We start from the raw sequence: 19,136 nt of genomic DNA, 5'->3' as shown, positions 1-19,136 counted from the left end.
GCAAGAGATCGCCCCCGTTTCTGTACGGTCTATCGGGGTAACGCGCGATGGATACGACGTTCAACGCCTTGCCGGCCTACGCCGAGCTGTTCTGCTTCTCGAACTTCACGTTTCTGCATGGCGCGTCGCATGCGGAAGAACTCGCCGGCCGCGCTTTCCAGCTCGGCTATTCAGGGCTCGCGATCACCGATGAATGCTCGCTCGCGGGCGTCGTGCGCGCGCACGTCGCGGCAAAGGAAGTGGGTTTGCCGCTCGTGATCGGCTCGTACTTCCGGCTGCGAAATGCCGATGGCACGCCCGCGTTCGGCCTGATTCTGCTTGCGCAGAATCGCGAGGGCTACGGCAACCTGTCCGAACTGATTACGCTCGCACGCACGCGTGCGCCGAAGGGCGAATATCGCCTCACACCGCACGATCTGTCGCGGCCCGACCGCGAGCACGCGCATCTGCGCGGCATGCCCGATTGTCTCGCGATTCTCGTGCCGGATTTTCCGGCGAATGAGGACGTGCTCGACGCGCAGATCGCATGGCTCGACGAGACTTTTCCTGATCGCGCGTGGGCTGGCCTCGTACTGCATCAGCGTGCGATGGACGACATTCATCGCGGCGCGCTCGAGTATGTCGCGGAGAAGCAGAATGTGCCTGTCGTCGCGTTAGGTCACGTCGTGATGCATGTGCGTTCGCGCAAGCCATTGCAGGACACGATGACGGCGATCCGCGTCGGCAAACCCGTGCACGAATGCGGCTACGAACTTGCGCCGAACGCCGAACAGCATTTGCGCTCGCGTTTGCGGATCTCGAATCTCTATCCCGAACACACGGTGCGCGAAACGATCAGCGTACTGTCGCGCTGCGCGTTTTCGCTCGATGAACTGCGCTATGAATATCCCGACGAACTCGTGCCGGAAGGCTACACGCCGACTGCGTATCTGCGCCAGGAAACGTACATCGGCGCGCAGTACCGCTTTCCCTCGGGCATTCCGTTCAACGTGCAGGAGCAGATCGAGCATGAACTCGCGCTGATCGCGGACCTCGGCTATGAGCCTTATTTCCTGACGGTCTACGACATCGTGCGTTATGCGCGCAGTCAGCACATCCTATGTCAAGGCCGCGGATCCGCGGCCAATTCGGCTGTCTGCTTTTGTTTGGGAATCACGGAGGTTGATCCTGCGCGTGGCAGTATGCTGTTCGAACGCTTTATCTCAAAAGAACGGGGAGAACCGCCCGATATAGACGTTGATTTCGAGCACCAGCGCCGGGAGGAAGTCATCCAGTACATCTACCGCAAGTACGGACGCGACCGCGCGGCTATCGCGGCAGCCGTCTCGACGTATCGGCCGCGCGGTGCGTTACGCGAAACGGGCAAGGCGCTCGGCATTGATCCGCAGATCGTCGATACCGTTGCGAAGTCGCATCACTGGTTCGATACGAGTCACGATCTGCTCAAGCGCTTCGAAGAGTCCGGCCTCGATCCCGAGAAACCGATGATTCAGGCGTGGGCGCGGCTCGCGGCGCAACTGCTCAACTTTCCGCGTCATCTGTCGCAGCACTCGGGCGGTTTCGTGATCAGCCGCGGCAAACTCACACGGCTCGTACCCGTCGAGAACGCGGCGATGGCCGATCGTTCGGTGATCGAATGGGACAAGGACGACCTCGAATCGCTCGGCTTGCTGAAGGTCGATGTGCTCGCACTCGGCATGCTGTCGGCAATCCGCCGCACGCTGGATCTCGTCGCGGAGCAGCGCGGCGAGCGCTTCGAGATGCAGGACATCCCCGCCGAAGACAAAGCGACCTACGACATGATCTCGAACGCCGATACCGTCGGCGTGTTCCAGATCGAGTCCCGCGCGCAGATGAGCATGCTGCCGCGTATGCGACCAAAAATCTTCTACGATCTTGTCATTGAAGTGGCGATCGTGCGGCCGGGGCCGATTCAGGGCGGGGCAGTGCATCCTTACCTGCGTCGACGGCAGGGCTTTGAGCCGGTCACCTATCCCAGTGATGCATTGAAGACTGCTTTGGGTCGCACGCTCGGCGTGCCAATCTTCCAGGAGCAGGTGATGCAGGTCGCGATTCTCGCGGCAGGTTTCACACCCGGCGAAGCGGATCAGTTGCGTCGTGCGATGGCCGCGTGGAAGCGCAAAGGCGGACTCGAAAAATACTACGACCGTATCGTCAACGGCATGCAGGAGCGCGGCTATGAACAGAGTTTTGCCGAGGGCATCTTCGAGCAGATCAAGGGCTTTGGCGAATACGGCTTCCCGGAGAGCCATGCGGCGAGTTTCGCACTGCTCGTCTACGCGAGCAGCTGGCTCAAATGCCACGAGCCCGAGGCCTTTCTCGCCGCGATGCTCAACAGCCAGCCGATGGGTTTCTATTCGCCGTCGCAACTCGTGCAGGACGCGCGGCGTCATGGCGTGATCGTGCTGGCTGTCGATGTGACCATCAGCGGCTGGGATTCGTCGCTCGAAACGGTGGACGGCAACGTGCGTCCCGCCGTGCGCCTCGGTCTGTCGTTGTTACGCGGCATGAAGGACGGCGCGGCTGAACGGATCGAAAATGCCCGCGCGGTGCGGCAGTTTACGAGCGTTCACGATCTCGCGCGCCGCGCGCAGCTCAACCGGCGCGATCTGCACGTGCTCGCCGATGCCAATGCGTTGTCGTCGCTGGCGGGTAACCGGCGTGAAGCGCTGTGGCATTCGGTGGCCGCCGTACCCGACAAGGACATGTTGTCGGTGGCCGCCGTTCAGGACGACACGCCCGAACTCGGCGCGCCGTCGGAGGCGCAGGATATCGTCGCCGATTACCGTTCGGTGGGACTGACGCTCGGCCGGCATCCGCTGGAGTTGTTGCGCCCGGCATTGCTCGAACAGCGTCTGATGCCCGCGTCGACGTTGCGCAACTATCGCAACGGGCGGCTCGCGCGTGGCTGCGGGATCGTCACTGTGCGGCAGCGGCCGGGCACCGCGAAAGGCGTGCTGTTCGTGACGATCGAGGACGAGACGGGCAACGTCAACGTGATCATCTGGCCGAGCTTGCTGGAGAAGCAGAGGCGGGAAGCGCTCGGCGCATCGCTGCTCGCCGTGTACGGCACGTGGCAATGCGAAGGGGAAGTGCGGCATCTGGTGGCGCAACGGCTTGTCGATATGTCGCATCTGCTGGGCGGGCTGCAATCGACGAGCCGGGACTTTCACTAATCATCCATCCGCTCTACGTGCGATGGCTTAAAGCGTCAGATATTTTCCAGACAGGCAGGATGCCGGTCTTCCAAACCCGCAAATTGCCGAACACAAAAGCGGATCGAATTGGCTGACCGTAGGAGAAATCCAGCAGCCTGCTGGCGCAGTGACTGGTTGGCATGTTGATTCGGCTACGTCTTTTCAGCGCCCTGCACCCACTCCAGCCAGTCTGTGGACTCCTTCCATTGCGCAGGTGAAAGCAGCGTATGTACGATTCCATCACGCTCATAAATGAGGCGCATCACTTGCTCGCGACGCTGCACTTCAAAATGCACAATCTCGCCGGAAAGAAGTATAAGTAACGCCTCCACCAACGAATCAGGTACTTCTGGTCCAGTGGAGTCCAATGCTATGTCGAGGCCGAGCGTGGAAGTCGGACCGCGTTCGAAAGCTTCGGATAGTGAAATGGGACGGTGTACTGTCGTTTGTTCGAGAAGTTGCGCCAACCTTTTGTTTTCTGTATCTAGTCGATGGTTATCCTGTAGCAAGGAATCAATGCACAATCTGGTTTTGGCATCCAGGCCTTCGGCAGGATATGGGGACCGGTCCCTCCCCGTAACCTCAGGGAATTTGGTAGATTGTGCTCGTGTGCGCATACGTGTCTGATACTCACGGATTCGCGCACTAATGTATGTTTTATGCTGAGCATTGTTCTGAATCGTTTGCTCCTTAGGCCCACCAAAATGCTCGGTCGCTACAGCGGCAACCCGACTGTAGTTCATCACGCCACGACACTTTTCGATCAGATCACAAGCTTCCTTGATTTTCTTAAGGTTCGGCTTTGCTTTCGGACCGACTTCTTCCATCAATTGCTGGAATATTTCTTCCGCAGATTCATTGAGAACATTCATCGTCAAGGACCTTTACAAGGCTTTCGTTTTGGTCGTGAAGAGCTGTGCGGTTTTTTCCCTTCATCGCTTCGTCGACAACAGCGGCTATCCAGCGGCGGAAGTCTTCGTGCTGTGGAAGGGTGAGGGGCAACGGGGCCTTATTATCGAGCGCTTCCTGCACTTTGTTGTTTCCTACCAGGTGTTCGGCCATGCAAGCCATCAGGTAGGCGGCCTCGTGACGCAGCGCATCGTCTCGGATGTCCATCAGCAAATGGCGGCAGTCCTCTACGCGCAGGATTTGATCCATGAACTGTGAGCAAGTTTCCTTCGATAGATTCGATGCTTTCTCAAGGCCACCCTGAATTACTGCAGCTTCCAGGATGTTCCGGACGAGCGCGAAATCGCCTGAGCGCTCAAGCCTGACTTCAACTTCGTCCAGAATGTCAGCGCGGTCGCTACCGGCGATGAGTAGAAACTTGCCGTCCTTCGGGTTCTGCGAGCGGTCGGTTATCTGACGCCATTCATCGAGTCGCGTGAGTGACTCCTCGAACATGCGATAGCGATTAACCCATTCAAGTATCAGTGGCTCGCATCGCAGATCGATACTTGCGATCTGCTCCTTGAGAAGTTGGCGATCCAAGGTCAATTTCTGGCGCTGTCCGGCATCGAGATCCGGCAGATCCGTCCACGCAAGTTCAGAAAGCCGCTCGTACAAGGCCTTCCGGCTTCTGCCATGACCGCGCAGTTCGAGCATAATTTCGTTCATCGCCTGAGATTGCTGGATGACAAATGCCGGGCCGGTACTGAAGAACCGGCAGTTCCCGCATCCGCCCTTTACGCGAGTGTAGCCAGGGGAAACCTTGTCTGGATTTTCCTCGAGCGGTGCCATGCCAACATCGCAGGCCGTACCACCCAGAGGGCAGATGCCGCCAGGCACAGTTATCCAACTCGCGATTTGGTCGAGGAGGTCGGTGTCGCGGTAAGCAGCCTGATGTCGGTTAAATACCCAAATTGATTTATGTCGCGACATTGGCTCGCGGATTGCCGACCAATCATTGACGATACCGGCTTGTCTGAACGACTCAAGAAGCTTCGCCTTGAACAGGCCCAGTTCGCCTTTATCGTAATACGAGGTCATGACGGCTGTAGAATGACCCGCGACGAACTCCTGAATAACGTTCACCGGAATCCCCATTTCAACCAGTCTCGAGATACCTGCGACGCGCAGTCCGTGTAGTTCATAAAGGCTGGCCCGCCCGCGATACGCATCACCACCTTTGCCCACCTTGGTTAAGAAGACCTTACGTCCCTCCGCGGCCAGTCGTCGTTCTGTTTCGACGCATAGGGCATTAAGCAGATTCGCGATTTTCCATCGTGCAACGGGAAGGTGGTAAGGCGTGTGAACTCCGTCATCGCGATAATTCACCTGAGTCAGATCAGCGAACAAGGGCGCAATTGCAGGAAGCAAGTCTAGATATTCAACTTGAACTGATTTCTTATCATCGGGAGAGTCCGCGAAGCTGACGGGCACAGGACTGGGGCAATACCGGTCCATCCATTTGATCTGCTGGGCGATAATCGTATATGGTCGATTCAACCACGCCACTGCGTCCGGTGTGATGTCTGTTTCCTGACCCGGGTCGATGTAAGGCCACGGTATTTCATAGCCTCGGCGGTTAGCGGGATCCCACATCTGTGTCTTATTTGTGTTGACGAATATGCCCAGTTGGACTCCGTCAAGAATCGAGTCGGAAACTTGTTGGAGTACCCCACTGGCGCGCCCGTAACGCTCGATATGCGTTGATCCGTCGGGGTAAAGATATCCCCGCAAGGGGTGGTGGTTCTCAACGTAGGCTGCGGCGTCGACGTCCCAGATGCAGGCATCCATCAAGCCTCGGTCGAGCCAGCGAGCCTGTTTCGTGCGAACCGGTAGGATCATGAGTAACGCGAGAAGCGCGCATCGGGATGGGCACCACACTCTGTGTGTCGACTCGTTATCGGCTGAAGTTGTGCTGATCCAATCATTGCAAACGGTTCTCGCCCATCTATAAGTGGGCTCGCCGTTCTCATCAGGTTCCAGCAAAATCTCTATCATCACGTCGTGAATGGAGCTTGGCAAACGGCGCTTGGTGCTCTTCGTCGGGCGGCGTTTTGCAAATGGATTCTCCAATAACGCAAACGGATTGTCAGGCAAGTTCAGTCTTCCATCTGGTCTAATAGTCAGTGCGTTATAGACAAGGCGGAAGGCATACGATGCACCATACCAGTAGTTCCGCGCCGTCTGTTCGTTGATCTGGTCACTCCGTACGAGTTCAAAAAGATACTCCCTGAACGTATCCTTTCGCTGGGGGTTGGACGGGTCGATAAGATCGAAAACGGAAATCGCACGGGGGCTGGTGAAGCCTCGAGATGCCGCCCAGGGTAGGAAGCATCGCATGTGCGCTTGAACTCTTTGCATGTCTTTGCCGGAAGCATCCAAAAGTTCAAGAAAGCATCCCCATGCGGGACCGTGCATGCTGTAAATAGAGAGAGGGCGTACAGGGTTGTTCAGACGATCCGAAACCTTGGCTCGCGTTCCATGCAATTTAGCCAGAGGCCACAACGGCAGATCCGACTTGCCCTGCTGAAAGCGTTCGATAATCGACTTGAACAAACCTGTAGTACGGTTGCTTGCCGGAAGGTTCGTCAACCAATTCTTGACATCCGTAGGCAGATCCGCCACACCTCTTGCTGTTGACGTTGAAAGCAACGCTCTAAGGAGGGGACGATCGGGATGTGCAATACGGTCTGGCTCGTCCAATAGGCCGAACCCAAGGTCTCTGCCAGCAGTCAGAATGCACGTCTCGAAAGATGCGGGCGCTGACATAGGCAGCAAAATCGACTTTTGATAGGCGAGACAAGTCAGCAAAAGCTCAGCCGCTCGAGCGATCACTTGAGCATCCATAGCGTCAGTTGGACTGCGCAATTCCGAAAATGGAAGGCCATACTTGCGAAGGCACGACAAAGCGGCAGGGTTGAATTCTCGAGCCAGTTCTAGACTATGCTTCTGGTCCCTGCAACGCCAGCTAAACGACCGCAGGATTGACAAATCGCCTACCACCTCTTCTATCCGTTTGCTCAAAAATCTATCAAGAATCGCGACGAAACTCGGTGATCCTAGATTTATCCAAGATGTGCCCCATTTCGATAACGCTGTTACGACTGGTAAGCCATCAAGCAAGTCTCGGGTTATCTCGTCGATAAGAAATCGGCGTTGCGAATCTTGATCGTCCGGGTAAGTAAATTCTAGATCCCTTGCAATATCGGGCCACGAAACCCGCCACCTCTTCTCCGAAAGTCCTCGGCGCTCGAATGATCGAAGATGTGAACTCAGAAATGTCGTAGAAAACGTTTTTGACTCTTGCACCGCTTTCTGAAAATCGCCGCCAATCGATTTTATGATGTCACCCATCCTATCCTTGACTGCTTCATGCGCATTGGCTCGATAGGTATCCTTTGCGATACGGACCAGGGACGATCCGTCAAGAAGTGTGTCAAGAACCACGATTTGCTCGGTGGGATTAAACAATATTGCCTGACCGGACCAATAACCCACCGAACTCCGTAGCGCGGATCGATCAAAGGTGACATTTGCTATGGTGGTAAGCTCTTGCGACGACATACAGATGGTCCTTTACGGTCGACAAACATTCGCCTCTGGATTTTGCCGCCACACGCGCACGTCAACAGGAAGTGTGGGAGTGACTAACTGGGACCACTGATGCGTCATCAAGGACTTATGCGAAGCTCTCGTTGTGGTCGTGAAGAGCTGTGCGGTTTTTTCCCTTCATCGCTTCGTCGACAACAGCGGCTATCCAGCGGCGGAAGTCTTCGTGCTGTGGAAGGGTGAGGGGCAACGGGGCCTTATTATCGAGCGCTTCCTGCACTTTGTTGTTTCCTACCAGGTGTTCGGCCATGCAAGCCATCAGGTAGGCGGCCTCGTGACGCAGCGCATCGTCTCGGATGTCCATCAGCAAATGGCGGCAGTCCTCTACGCGCAGGATTTGATCCATGAACTGTGAGCAAGTTTCCTTCGATAGATTCGATGCTTTCTCAAGGCCACCCTGAATTACTGCAGCTTCCAGGATGTTCCGGACGAGCGCGAAATCGCCTGAGCGCTCAAGCCTGACTTCAACTTCGTCCAGAATGTCAGCGCGGTCGCTACCGGCGATGAGTAGAAACTTGCCGTCCTTCGGGTTCTGCGAGCGGTCGGTTATCTGACGCCATTCATCGAGTCGCGTGAGTGACTCCTCGAACATGCGATAGCGATTAACCCATTCAAGTATCAGTGGCTCGCATCGCAGATCGATACTTGCGATCTGCTCCTTGAGAAGTTGGCGATCCAAGGTCAATTTCTGGCGCTGTCCGGCATCGAGATCCGGCAGATCCGTCCACGCAAGTTCAGAAAGCCGCTCGTACAAGGCCTTCCGGCTTCTGCCATGACCGCGCAGTTCGAGCATAATTTCGTTCATCGCCTGAGATTGCTGGATGACAAATGCCGGGCCGGTACTGAAGAACCGGCAGTTCCCGCATCCGCCGTCAACGGGGGAAAATGAGATGGATTTCTTTTCAGCGCTGTCCTCCTCAGCGAGCATGCCGACATCGCAGCCGGTGCCACCCAAAGGGCATATACCGCCGGGTACGGTCACCCATCCGAAGAAGTCGTCTAGGAGATCAGCGTCACGGTACGACGCCTGATGCCTGTTCGATACCCAAACCGGATTACACTGCGCCATAGATTCGCGAAACGCGTGCCAGTGATCAACAATGCCCGTCCGTCGAAAAAACTCAACAAGTTTTACCTTCAATGTACCCGGTTCAACTCTGTTGTAGTACAACGTGGACGTCAGTGTTTGGTGACCTGCAATGAACTCTTGGACAATGTAGACTGGAATTCCCATCTCAATCAGTCTTGAAATTCCTGCCACTCGCAGTCCATGTATCGCATAGAGACTTACACGGCCCTGATACCCATTCGGGTTCTCGGAAACTTTCGTCAATGTGAGTTTATGTCCTTCAGCGACCAGACGTCGCTCCGTTTCCAGTGAGAGGGCGTTGAAAAGCCTATAAATTTTCTCGGGACTTACCGGAAGGTTATAGCTGATGTGAGATTCATCGTCCCGGTAGTACTCTCTGGAGAGGTCAAGAAACAGGGGTGTAAATGCAGGAAGTAAGTCAACGTGTTTTTCAGAGACTGTTTCGCTGTCCATGCTCGAATCCGCAAAGCTGATAGGAATCGGATCGGGACAGTAGAGATTCATCCATTTGATCTGCTGGGCGATAACCATATAAGGACGATTCAGCCACTCCACAGTGTCCTCTGTAACCTCATTTACCTGATCAGTGTTGATATGAGGCCACGGAATTTCATAGCCGCGGCGGCTCGCAGGATCCCACATCTGTGTCTTGTTCGTGTTGATGTATATTCCCAGTTCCACGATGTCTAAAATCGAGTCGGAAATCGGTTGGAGCACGCCGCTGGGTCGCCCATAGCGCTGCAGATGCGTCGAGCCATCTGCATAACGATATCCGCATAATGGATGTTGGTTTTCAATGTAACCGGAGGTATCGACGTCCCAGATACAGACGTCCAGCAATCCTCGGTCGAGCCAGCGAGCCTGTTTCAGGCGGAGCGGCAAAATCAATAGCAGTGCGAGCATTGCACAACGGGATGGGCACCATACTCTCTGTGTCGTTTCGCCAGCGTCTGAAGTCTTACTAACCCAATCATTGCAGACGGTTCTCGCCCATCTGTAAGTCGGGATTCCGTTTTCATCGGGTTCCAGCAGCACCTCAATCATGGCCTCATGAATGGAGCTCGGAAGGCGCTTGCGAGGAGTCTTGCCCAAGTGCCCGCTTCGAAATGGATTGTCGAGTAGCGAAAACGGATTGTGCGAGAGATTCAATGGGCAATCCGGACGTATTTTTAGGGTGTTCGTTACAAGGCTGAACGCGTGTGATGCGTTCAGCCAGTTCTGGGACGCTGTACCTTCTTTAAGCTTGCCTGTCCGGATGAGATCGGTGAAATATTCCTGAAATGTTTCCTGTCGTTCCTGCGCGCATGGGTTAATGAGATCATTGGCCGCAATGTCGGACGGCCTACAGAAGCCGCGCATGCTCGCCCATTGAAGGATGTGGCTAACCGCTTTCTTCAGAAACTTTGCGCCAGAGTCACTAGATGCGTAATAAAGTTCGGCAAACGATCCCCATTCTGAACCAAATGTTGCAGCGATTGCCATTGGCGTCCACTTTGACTTAACAGATCTACCACCTATACAACGACTGCCGTCAAGTTTTCCGATGGGCCACTTCCGAAGACTTGGCATGGTCCTTTGGAAGTCCTGAATCAGCGGCTTCAAGTCTGTTGTGGGCATCCGATGCGGTAAACCCACCAACCACGGTTTGATATCCGAAGGGAGGTCCTCAACATGTCGCGCTGTCGATGATGAGACCAACGGCTTTAAAATCTCGGGTAGATTCTCCTTTCTCTCAGATCCAATCAATGCACCGCGATCGGTTTCGCATTGCGCGACACAGACACATACATCGACGGGCAGAGGTTCTGACGCGGGAAGCAAAATTAGCTTCTGATACGCCAACTGTCCCAAGAGCAGCGCCGCAGCGCGAGCTATCGTGCGGGCGTCCTTCGCATCAGAAACGTCACGCATATCTGCGCAGGGGAGACCTTGGCTGCGCATACAAGCGATCGCGGCCGCATTGTGTTCACGTACCCTTTTTAGGTCGAAAGCGCGTGCTGTCGTGTCGCAAGTAAAGTGCCGTACCGACCCCAGCACGCTGAGTGCGACTTCAATGCTCTCCGTGCTGAGCGAATCAAGGAATTTCGTGAATTCCGGTAGATTTAAGAGCAACCACGACGCGGCACGGTGACTTGCCTCGGCAGTGATTTCGCCGTCGAGTGCGGCACATGTCAACGTGTCGATCAAGAAGTCGCGTTGACTGTCAGGGCGATCAGGGAAGAGACTTTCGATCCAGTTCGCAATTGCAGTCCATGAAACCCGCCTGTGCATGCGACACTCGGCGCGTTTAAATGCGGATATGCGCCAACAACTAAAGCTCTTTTGGAAGGTATTTGACTGAAACATCGCCCGCAAGTCTCCTCCGGAGGCTCGCATGCGAATGTCGAGCAGTTCGGAGATTGAGGCGCGAGCCCCCGCCAAAAACGCCTCACGAGCACTCAAAACTAGCGTCTGAGTATTCAAGGAATTCTCAAGGACCACAATCTGGCGGGTTGGATTGAACAATACTCGCCGTCCAGACCAGTACCCTATGGCCTCTCGCAAGCCTGACTGATCGCGCGTGGCTGTCGCACTAATGAGGAATTTCGTAGGGTTTGACATCGGATCACCGTGACAGTGGGGCGGCGGGGCACCAATGATCAGGAAGCACCAATTTCGGGCTTTCGGCAAGGGTCAATAAATCGCTCAGGTGCGAATTTGAATTGCGAGCGGCGGCTGCTTTTATAATTTCCGATCTAACGGTTTGATTTGAGATGTGATAGTAAGTTTGTGTACTGTCAATCGCCGAATGCCGCAACAGCGATTTGGTGGTTTCAAGGGGCAGTTTCAGTACATTTGCACAGTAGTATCCGCCGAGATGACGTAAAGAATGTGGGCCGACATCGAGATGCTCAAGACCGAGGCGACGCATACTTCGCGCCCATACCTTCTTTAATGCGGGAATCGTCATGGGCATTCCGAATGACTCTGCATCAAGTTGAATGTAGAGCCATGGATGGAACGGCCATCGATGAGGCTTGCCGTAAAAATATTCGCGCATGTATTCCCTGAAGCACGATGTGAAATAAACGCCAATGCGAGGGTCGATCCAAACCGCCTCATGTCCGACAATGGCCGGATTACCATCGTTGCTTAAATGAAATGTCATGCCCTTGAATCCGACGTGCATTCCGCCCCGCCTGCCATATAGCGTTCTCGGCAGCAATCGATACAAATCAGGGTGAGATTTTCTGAACTCCGGATTGATCCAGCATGCCTTGAGATACTCCGTACGTGAGGACGTTTTTCGATGCCCTTGGTCGTCACGCCATTGCCAAAGACCTGATTCGGGATCGTCGAGCCGGATTTGTGCCTCTCCGTGTGCGGTGACTCCAAAAACATCTTCAACGAAAAGGTGGAGTGGCTCTGATTCGCGCAGGGCAAGTCCGAATAGCTGAAGATAAAGCATCTTGTCGCGCGGATTGCTGCACGATTCAACAAGGTCGACATACGCATCGAGGGGGAAACTTCGTGGAAGAGTGACCTTTGGCCTTGAGAACCGCGCATGATATTCAGGAACTTTATGTTTTGGCACTGCCCTCGTATGAGTTCGAGCGGGGAACAGGTGCAACATCACATCCCAATTCTCGCGCCTTCGAAAGTCCGCATAGATCTCCCACGCGGTCAAAATACGCGATTCAATCGGGTTTAGGCGTGGGCCATCATGAAAAGCGACTTGCCACGTATCGAAGCTCTCAAGTGCCGCTGCATACCGAGCTAACGTGCGTTTCTGGACCGGTTTCCAGTAAAGCCCCAGCGCGTGCTTCCCGTTGTGAAGATCGCTGCCACTCTTTTTTACAGAAAGGAAATCTCCGACGAGCGCCTCCGCCTCGCTTTTGGTCAATTCACGGGTCCCATACTTCGCGAGGCAAAAATCATACAGATGGAGCACTGCGCGGCGACGTTCCTCGAAGAGGGACTGACGTACACCCGTATCAATGAGGTAGCAAATCCATTGATTAATTACGTATCCGACTTCCCCTTGAAGCAAGACGAGCGGGAAGCGGTGGTGCGGAAACTCCTTGGTTCGAATGTATTTGATCGACCAATAGTGCCGCTGATGCATCGCCGCCTCCTAACGGGAGTATCGGTAAAGGGTAGGATTTCGCCGGTTTCTTTCAAGCAAGTTTTCGATAAAAAAAATAGATCGAATTTGAAATTCAATAAATTCGGAAAAGTGGGGCACCCCGTGTGGACAACTTCGCTGCACACAGGACAAGCCTGTGTACAGCCGGCCTGCGGCCGGTTCCGAAGTTGCCCACACTTGAACGCCTGACGCGCCCGCGTTGCGGGCTTGCCCAATTGAGATTAAAAATCAAAAACGTGCTAATCGGTAGACCAGCACCAGGTACTATATCGACGTTGATTTCGAGCACCAGCGTCGGGAGGAAGTGATCCAGTACATCTATCGCAAGTACGGACGCGACCGCGCGGCGATCGCGGCGGCCGTGTCGACGTACCGGCCGCGCGGCGCGTTGCGCGAAACGGGCAAAGCGCTCGGCATCGATCCGCAGATCGTCGATACCGTCGCGAAGTCGCATCAGTGGTTCGATACGAGTCACGATCTGCTCAAGCGCTTCGAAGAGTCCGGTCTCGATCCTGAGAAGCCGTTGATTCAGGCGTGGGCGCGGCTCGCGTCGCAACTGCTCAATTTCCCCCGTCATCTGTCGCAGCATTCGGGCGGCTTCGTGATCAGCCGCGGCAAGCTCACACGGCTCGTGCCCGTCGAGAACGCGGCGATGGCCGACCGCTCGGTGATCGAGTGGGACAAGGACGATCTCGAATCGCTCGGCTTGCTGAAGGTCGATGTGCTCGCGCTCGGCATGCTGTCGGCGATCCGGCGCACGCTGGATTTGGTCTCGGACCGCGTTGGCGAGCGCTTCGAGATGCAACACATTCCGCCCGAAGACAAGGCGACCTACGACATGATCTCGAGCGCCGATACCGTCGGCGTGTTCCAGATCGAATCGCGCGCGCAGATGAGCATGCTGCCGCGTCTGCGGCCACAGACGTTCTACGACCTGGTGATCGAAGTGGCGATCGTGCGGCCGGGGCCGATTCAGGGCGGAGCGGTGCATCCGTATTTGCGGCGTCGGCAAAAGCTCGAACCCGTCAGCTATCCGAGCGAGCAACTGAAAGTCGCGCTCGAACGCACACTCGGCGTGCCGATCTTCCAGGAGCAGGTGATGCAGGTCGCAATTCTCGCGGCGGGCTTCACACCTGGCGAGGCGGATCAGTTGCGTCGCGCGATGGCCGCGTGGAAGCGCAAGGGCGGACTCGAAAAATACTATGACCGCATCGTCAACGGCATGCGTGAGCGCGGCTACGAGCAGAGTTTTGCCGAGGCAATTTTCGAGCAGATCAAGGGCTTCGGCGAATACGGTTTTCCGGAAAGCCACGCGGCGAGTTTCGCGCTATTGGTCTACGCGAGCAGCTGGCTGAAATGTCACGAGCCCGAGGCGTTTCTCGCCGCGATGCTCAACAGCCAGCCGATGGGCTTCTATTCGCCATCGCAACTCGTGCAGGACGCGCGACGGCATGGCGTAATCGCGTTGCCCGTCGATGTGACGATCAGCGGCTGGGACTCGTCGCTCGAAGTGGTGGAGGGCAGTGCGCGTCCCGCTGTGCGTCTCGGCCTGTCGCTGCTGCGCGGCATGAAAGACGGCGCAGCCGAACGTATCGAAAACGCGCGCGCGGTGCGGCCGTTCACGAGCGTTCACGATCTCGCGCGCCGTGCGCAACTCAACCGTCACGACCTGCACGTGCTCGCCGATGCAAATGCGTTGTCGTTGCTGGCGGGCAATCGGCGCGAAGCGTTGTGGCATTCGGTGGACGCCGTGCCCGACAAGGACATGCTGTCGGTTGCCACCGTTCAGGACGATACGCCCGAACTCGGCGCGCCGTCGGAGGCGCAGGACATCGTAGCGGATTACCGCTCGGTGGGACTGACGCTCGGCCGCCATCCGCTGGAACTGCTGCGGCCCGCATTGCTGGAACAGCGGCTGATGCCCGCGTCGGCCTTGCGCAGCTATCGCAATGGCAGGCTCGCGCGCGGCTGCGGCATCGTCACCGTGCGGCAACGGCCGGGAACGGCCAAGGGCGTGCTGTTCGTGACGATCGAGGACGAAACGGGCAACGTCAACGTGATCATCTGGCCGAGTTTGCTGGAGAGACAAAGGAAAGAAGCGCTCGGCGCATCGCTGCTCGCCGTCTACGGCACGTGGCAATGCGAAGGGGAAGTGCGGCACCTGGTGGCGCAACGGCTCGTCGATATGTCGCATCTGCTGGGTGGCTTGCAATCGGCGAGCCGCGACTTCCACTGACTTTCTACAGCGCGCGATGCTCCGCTAACCGCGCCACGGAAATTGCGCGAGCACGTCGCGAATCGCCGTATCGAACGGCGTGCGCCGACCGATGCCGAGCGTTTCGAGTCGCGTCGAATCGAGGTGACAGTTGTGCGGGCGCGGCGTCGCGTCCGTCGGCGTATGTTGTGGCGTGAGTTGCGCGTCGATCTGCAGCGCGCTGGCGAGATGCCGCGCGATATCGTATTTCGTCATCGGCTCGTCGCCGGACCACTGCACCGTGCCGCACACCGCTTCATCGCGCGCGTGCCATTCCAGCAACTGACGCACGACCACAGCCACGTCGGGCGTATACGTCGGATAGCGGATCGCCCACGCGTCCATCACGGCCGCTTTCGCTTCGGACGAAGCCGTGCGTGCCGACGCGGCGATCGCGGGCACGAGACTCGTCACGGCCGACTCCCGCCAGTCGACGATCGGCCCGAACAGCAGCGGCAGGCGCAGCACGCAGCCGAGATCCGTCGATTCAGCCAGCGCCTGCTCACCTTCCAGTTTGCTGCGGCCGTAGGCGTTGATCGGCGACGGCGTCGCGTCGTAGCGATAGGGCGGTTGCGTGCCGTCGAACACGTAGTCTGTGGAAATGGACAGCACCCACGCGTCGTGCCGCTGCGTCGCCGATGCGATCGCGCGCACGGCATCAACGTTCAGCGCACGCGCGAGCGCGGGATCGTGCTCGCACACGTCGGGACGCCGCTCGGCTGCCGCGATGACGATCGCATCCGGCCGCTCGCGATCGACGAACCGCGCGACGGCGTCGGCATCGCGAATGTCCAGCGTGACGCTTTGCCCGACGGGACGGCTGAAGGTCGTCTGCACGAGCTGCCAGTCCGGTTGCCGCGTCAATTCACCGACGATCGCGCGTCCCAGCAAACCCGATGCGCCGATAACGGCCACCTTGAACATGCGCGTGTTCCCCGCTCAGTGGCCGCCAACGCCGACGACCGTGTAACCGGCTTCGTCGATCGCGGCCTTCAGCGTGTCGACCGATGCGCCCGACTGGACGGCGACCTTGCCAGCCGACAGGTCGACCTTAACCTGCGCGCCTGCGTCCTGTTCCTGGATGGCGCGCGTGACGGCCGCGACGCAATGCTGGCAGCTCATGCCTTCTACCTTGAATTCGATGCTCATGCTTTTCCTCTAGCTGATAAGTCCTGCAATGGTTGAATTATGCCTGTCGACCGGCAACTACATGATTGACCTTCCCACTGTGGGAAGGTCAAGAATCATGCAACATATCGTGAAAGCAGAGTGGGGAACGAGCGATGAATATTGGTGAAGCGGCCCGTGCGTCGGGCGTGACGGCGAAAATGATCCGCTATTACGAGAGCGTCGGATTGCTCGCGGCGAAAGAGCGCACGCAGGCTGGATACCGGGTTTACGGAACGCAGGAAGTCCATTCGCTGCGCTTTATCCGGCAGGCGCGGCGCTTGGGATTTCTTGTCGAGGATATCCGCAAGCTGCTTGCGCTGTGGAACGACCGGTCGCGTGCTAGCGCGGAGGTGAAATCGATTGCGCTGGAGCATGTCGCCGAACTGAACCGCCGGATTGCCGAATTGACCGAGATGCGCGACACGCTCGCGCATCTTGCCGACCATTGCCATGGCGACGACCGTCCTGATTGCCCGATTATCGAAAGCCTTGCCGCCGTGGATTCGACGCCGGCTGCGCCGCATTGTCACGGGCATTGAAAAACAGTGACGCAGCGTTGTGAGCAATCACCGTGTGCGCACCATAATGGTGCTAAAACGGTGCATCGATTGAGCGATTTTTCGATGAATCTCGAAAAATAGGCTCGAAATCAACGGTTTGACTGTGAAATTAACATGCACCATTCCAAAACGGAATGCACGTCATTCGTGCAATTCACTGGCAAGGTTGCACCAGAAGTCTATAATCCGGGTTAACCCTTCTACGGGAAATCCCTGATGCCCAATTCACCGGGGATTCTTAACTGATCCTTGGAGTTCATCATGTTTGCATTTGTAATCGAAAAGCTGAGCAACTGGTTTGAAACTGCTGAACGTAGCCGTCGTGAGGCTTACCTCGCAGCATCGTCGGATATCGTCCAGCTCGAGCAGCGTATCCGCGCTCTCGAAACCAGCGGCTACTCGCTGTAAGTCGTTCGCCCCGGCTCGCGCGGGCAGTGATGCGCCGCGAGCCCTGGTAGAAGATCAAGCCCCGTCATGCGGGGCTTTGTCACATCTGGAGCCAGTGGATTGCGCTACGCTGATCGGCAGCGACTAGCTCAAAAGCCTGTGCCGCGGTAAGGTATGATGTTTTCGCGATAACCGGCATTTTCTACAATCATCCGGGGCGCCCATGTTTTCAGACCACTCGATGTATCTGCTGCGATCCGCAGCGGCTGTCGTGCTGCTCGGGGCGGCATCGATGGCATTTGCCGCATCATCGACGAGCCGGCCGCCGCTGGTTCTCGATACGCAAGCCGGCATCAGCGACGGCCAGAGCGGCACTATCCTGACGACGGGGCCGCTGTCCCACAGCCGCATCGTCGAGGCGCAGCCGATTGCCGCGCCCGAGGAACTCGCGCCCAACGGGGCGCCGCCATTTATCGTTGCACCGTATATTCAGGTGCCGGGCGCCACGCAGGCTCCGTATCCCTATCCGTCGACGCCTCAGCCGCGTCCGCGATCCATGCCGCATTCGCAGTAGTTCAGCCCGGCGCCGCAACTCGTTCGATTATTCGGGTTTCGGCGCATGGCGCGCACCCCATCCTCAGACGACAATCGCTGCGCGATCATCGCTCGCGGGCGTGCATTCGACGCGTCCCACGCAGCGAGACGAACAATTCGAACAGAACAGGAGACAACGAATGCGCGACCTCTGTTTTCGCCGTGCCGCAAGTGTCTGCGCGGCGCTGCTGGCACTTGTGAACCACTCCGCCATCGCGAAGGAAACGCCTGAAAAGCCGGCGCTCACATTGGCCGTCGGCGGCTTGCCGGGTCTCTACTATCTCCCCGTGCTGACAGCCTCTCGACTGGGCTTCTTCAAGGACGAGGGGCTCGATGTGACGCTCGAGGATTTCGCGGGCGGATCGAAGGCGCTCGAAGCGGTGGTGGGCGGCAGCGCGGATGTCGGCGCCGGCGCGTACGAGCACACGATCTTCATGGCGGCGAAAGGCCAGCACTACCGCGAGTTCGTGCTGATGGGCCGCGCACCCCAGATCGCCGTGGCGGTGACGAAAAGCAAAGCCGACACGATGAAGTCGCTGGCTGATTTCAAAGGCGCGAAAGTGGGTGTGAGCGCGCCGGGTTCATCGACCGATCTCGTGCTGACCGTTGCCCTGCGCAAGGCCGGCGTACAACGCAGCGATATCTCGGTGATCGGCGTGGGCAGCGGTGCGACCGTGATTTCGGCGGTGAGCAACGGGCAGGTCGACGCGCTGTCGAATGTCGACCCGATGATGACGAAGCTGCAACGCTCGGGCGATATCAAGGTGCTGGTCGACACGCGTACCGTGAAGGGCACGCAGGAAGTGTTCGGCGGGACGATGCCGGCGGCGACGCTCTACGCATCGGACAGCTTCATACAGAAGAATCCGAAGACGACACAGGCTTTGGCGAATGCAATCGTGCGCGCGGATCGCTGGCTTCAGACGGCAAGCGATGACGATATCGTGAAGATGGTGCCCGCAGCCTATCTGCTCAACGACAAGGCGCTGTACATCGATGCCTTCCACAACGTCCGCGAAGCCTACTCGCCCGACGGTCTAATGCCCGCCGACGGACCGCAGACGGCATTGCGCGCGCTCGCTTCGTTCGATACGCGACTCGATGCGTCGAAGGTCGATCTGAAGGCGACCTATACGAACGACTTCGCGCGTAAGGCAGCCGAACAGGTCAAGTAAGTCGC

The 19,136-nt window shown here is 57.2% G+C and carries 11 protein-coding genes and 1 pseudogene; 6 read left to right on the top strand and 6 right to left on the bottom strand.

Translation table 11 applies throughout. The annotated features are described in order from the left end of the window. The first annotated feature begins 47 nt into the window (after positions 1–47). Positions 48–3,197, top strand: coding sequence for an error-prone DNA polymerase (locus tag PPGU16_RS10885; protein ID WP_180719999.1), 3,150 nt, complete (start codon positions 48–50; stop codon positions 3,195–3,197). 173 nt (positions 3,198–3,370) lie between these two features. Here the strand turns inward: PPGU16_RS10885 and PPGU16_RS10880 are convergent, their stop codons facing one another. The 4 genes from PPGU16_RS10880 to PPGU16_RS10865 all read right to left on the bottom strand — a co-directional run bounded on the left by PPGU16_RS10880 (position 3,371) and on the right by PPGU16_RS10865 (position 12,970). After that, the gene (locus PPGU16_RS10880; protein ID WP_180719998.1) at positions 3,371–4,090 is read right to left on the bottom strand and encodes a hypothetical protein; all 720 of its coding nucleotides are present in this window, start codon (positions 4,088–4,090) and stop codon (positions 3,371–3,373) included. Further along, the gene (locus PPGU16_RS10875; RefSeq protein WP_180719997.1) at positions 4,074–7,730 is read right to left on the bottom strand and encodes a VPA1269 family protein; all 3,657 of its coding nucleotides are present in this window, start codon (positions 7,728–7,730) and stop codon (positions 4,074–4,076) included. Before PPGU16_RS10875 ends, PPGU16_RS10880 begins: the two co-directional genes overlap by 17 nt. A gap of 115 nt (positions 7,731–7,845) precedes the next feature. After that, complete coding sequence (locus PPGU16_RS10870) at positions 7,846–11,328, bottom strand: VPA1269 family protein (RefSeq protein WP_180719996.1); 3,483 nt, start codon at positions 11,326–11,328, stop codon at positions 7,846–7,848. 142 nt (positions 11,329–11,470) lie between these two features. Then, the gene (locus tag PPGU16_RS10865; RefSeq protein ID WP_180719995.1) at positions 11,471–12,970 is read right to left on the bottom strand and encodes a site-specific integrase; all 1,500 of its coding nucleotides are present in this window, start codon (positions 12,968–12,970) and stop codon (positions 11,471–11,473) included. A gap of 289 nt (positions 12,971–13,259) precedes the next feature. On the opposite strand from PPGU16_RS10865, the pseudogene PPGU16_RS10860 reads away from it, so the two are divergent. Next, a pseudogene (locus PPGU16_RS10860) lies at positions 13,260–15,227 on the top strand (error-prone DNA polymerase); the annotation flags it as partial. A gap of 24 nt (positions 15,228–15,251) precedes the next feature. Here the strand turns inward: PPGU16_RS10860 and PPGU16_RS10855 are convergent. Together PPGU16_RS10855 and PPGU16_RS10850 are read right to left on the bottom strand one after the other, a co-directional pair. Continuing rightward, the gene (locus PPGU16_RS10855; protein ID WP_180719994.1) at positions 15,252–16,169 is read right to left on the bottom strand and encodes a dTDP-4-dehydrorhamnose reductase family protein; all 918 of its coding nucleotides are present in this window, start codon (positions 16,167–16,169) and stop codon (positions 15,252–15,254) included. A gap of 15 nt (positions 16,170–16,184) precedes the next feature. After that, positions 16,185–16,394 carry a heavy-metal-associated domain-containing protein gene (locus tag PPGU16_RS10850; RefSeq protein ID WP_180719993.1) on the bottom strand — a complete coding sequence of 70 codons (210 nt, stop codon included), beginning with the start codon at positions 16,392–16,394 and terminating at the stop codon, positions 16,185–16,187. Between the two features lie 134 nt (positions 16,395–16,528). Here PPGU16_RS10850 and cueR point away from each other — a divergent pair, with 134 nt between their 5' ends. From cueR to PPGU16_RS10830, 4 genes are all read left to right on the top strand, one after another. Continuing rightward, positions 16,529–16,954, top strand: a complete 426-nt coding sequence (cueR, locus tag PPGU16_RS10845) for a Cu(I)-responsive transcriptional regulator (RefSeq protein ID WP_180719992.1) — start codon at positions 16,529–16,531, stop codon at positions 16,952–16,954. A 282-nt stretch (positions 16,955–17,236) separates the two neighbouring features. Then, on the top strand, positions 17,237–17,383 hold the full coding sequence (locus tag PPGU16_RS10840; protein ID WP_082624892.1) for a DUF3563 family protein: 147 nt from the start codon (positions 17,237–17,239) through the stop codon (positions 17,381–17,383). 202 nt (positions 17,384–17,585) lie between these two features. Next, positions 17,586–17,936 carry a hypothetical protein gene (locus PPGU16_RS10835; protein WP_180719991.1) on the top strand — a complete coding sequence of 117 codons (351 nt, stop codon included), beginning with the start codon at positions 17,586–17,588 and terminating at the stop codon, positions 17,934–17,936. Positions 17,937–18,096: 160 nt separating this feature from the next. Continuing rightward, positions 18,097–19,131, top strand: a complete 1,035-nt coding sequence (locus tag PPGU16_RS10830) for an ABC transporter substrate-binding protein (RefSeq protein ID WP_180719990.1) — start codon at positions 18,097–18,099, stop codon at positions 19,129–19,131. Positions 19,132–19,136: the final 5 nt, after the last annotated feature.

Source organism: Paraburkholderia largidicola (assembly GCF_013426895.1).
Classification (GTDB): domain Bacteria; phylum Pseudomonadota; class Gammaproteobacteria; order Burkholderiales; family Burkholderiaceae; genus Paraburkholderia; species Paraburkholderia largidicola.
Note: the sequence above shows the minus strand (reverse complement) of the source record. Positions and strands in the feature narration are given on the sequence as shown.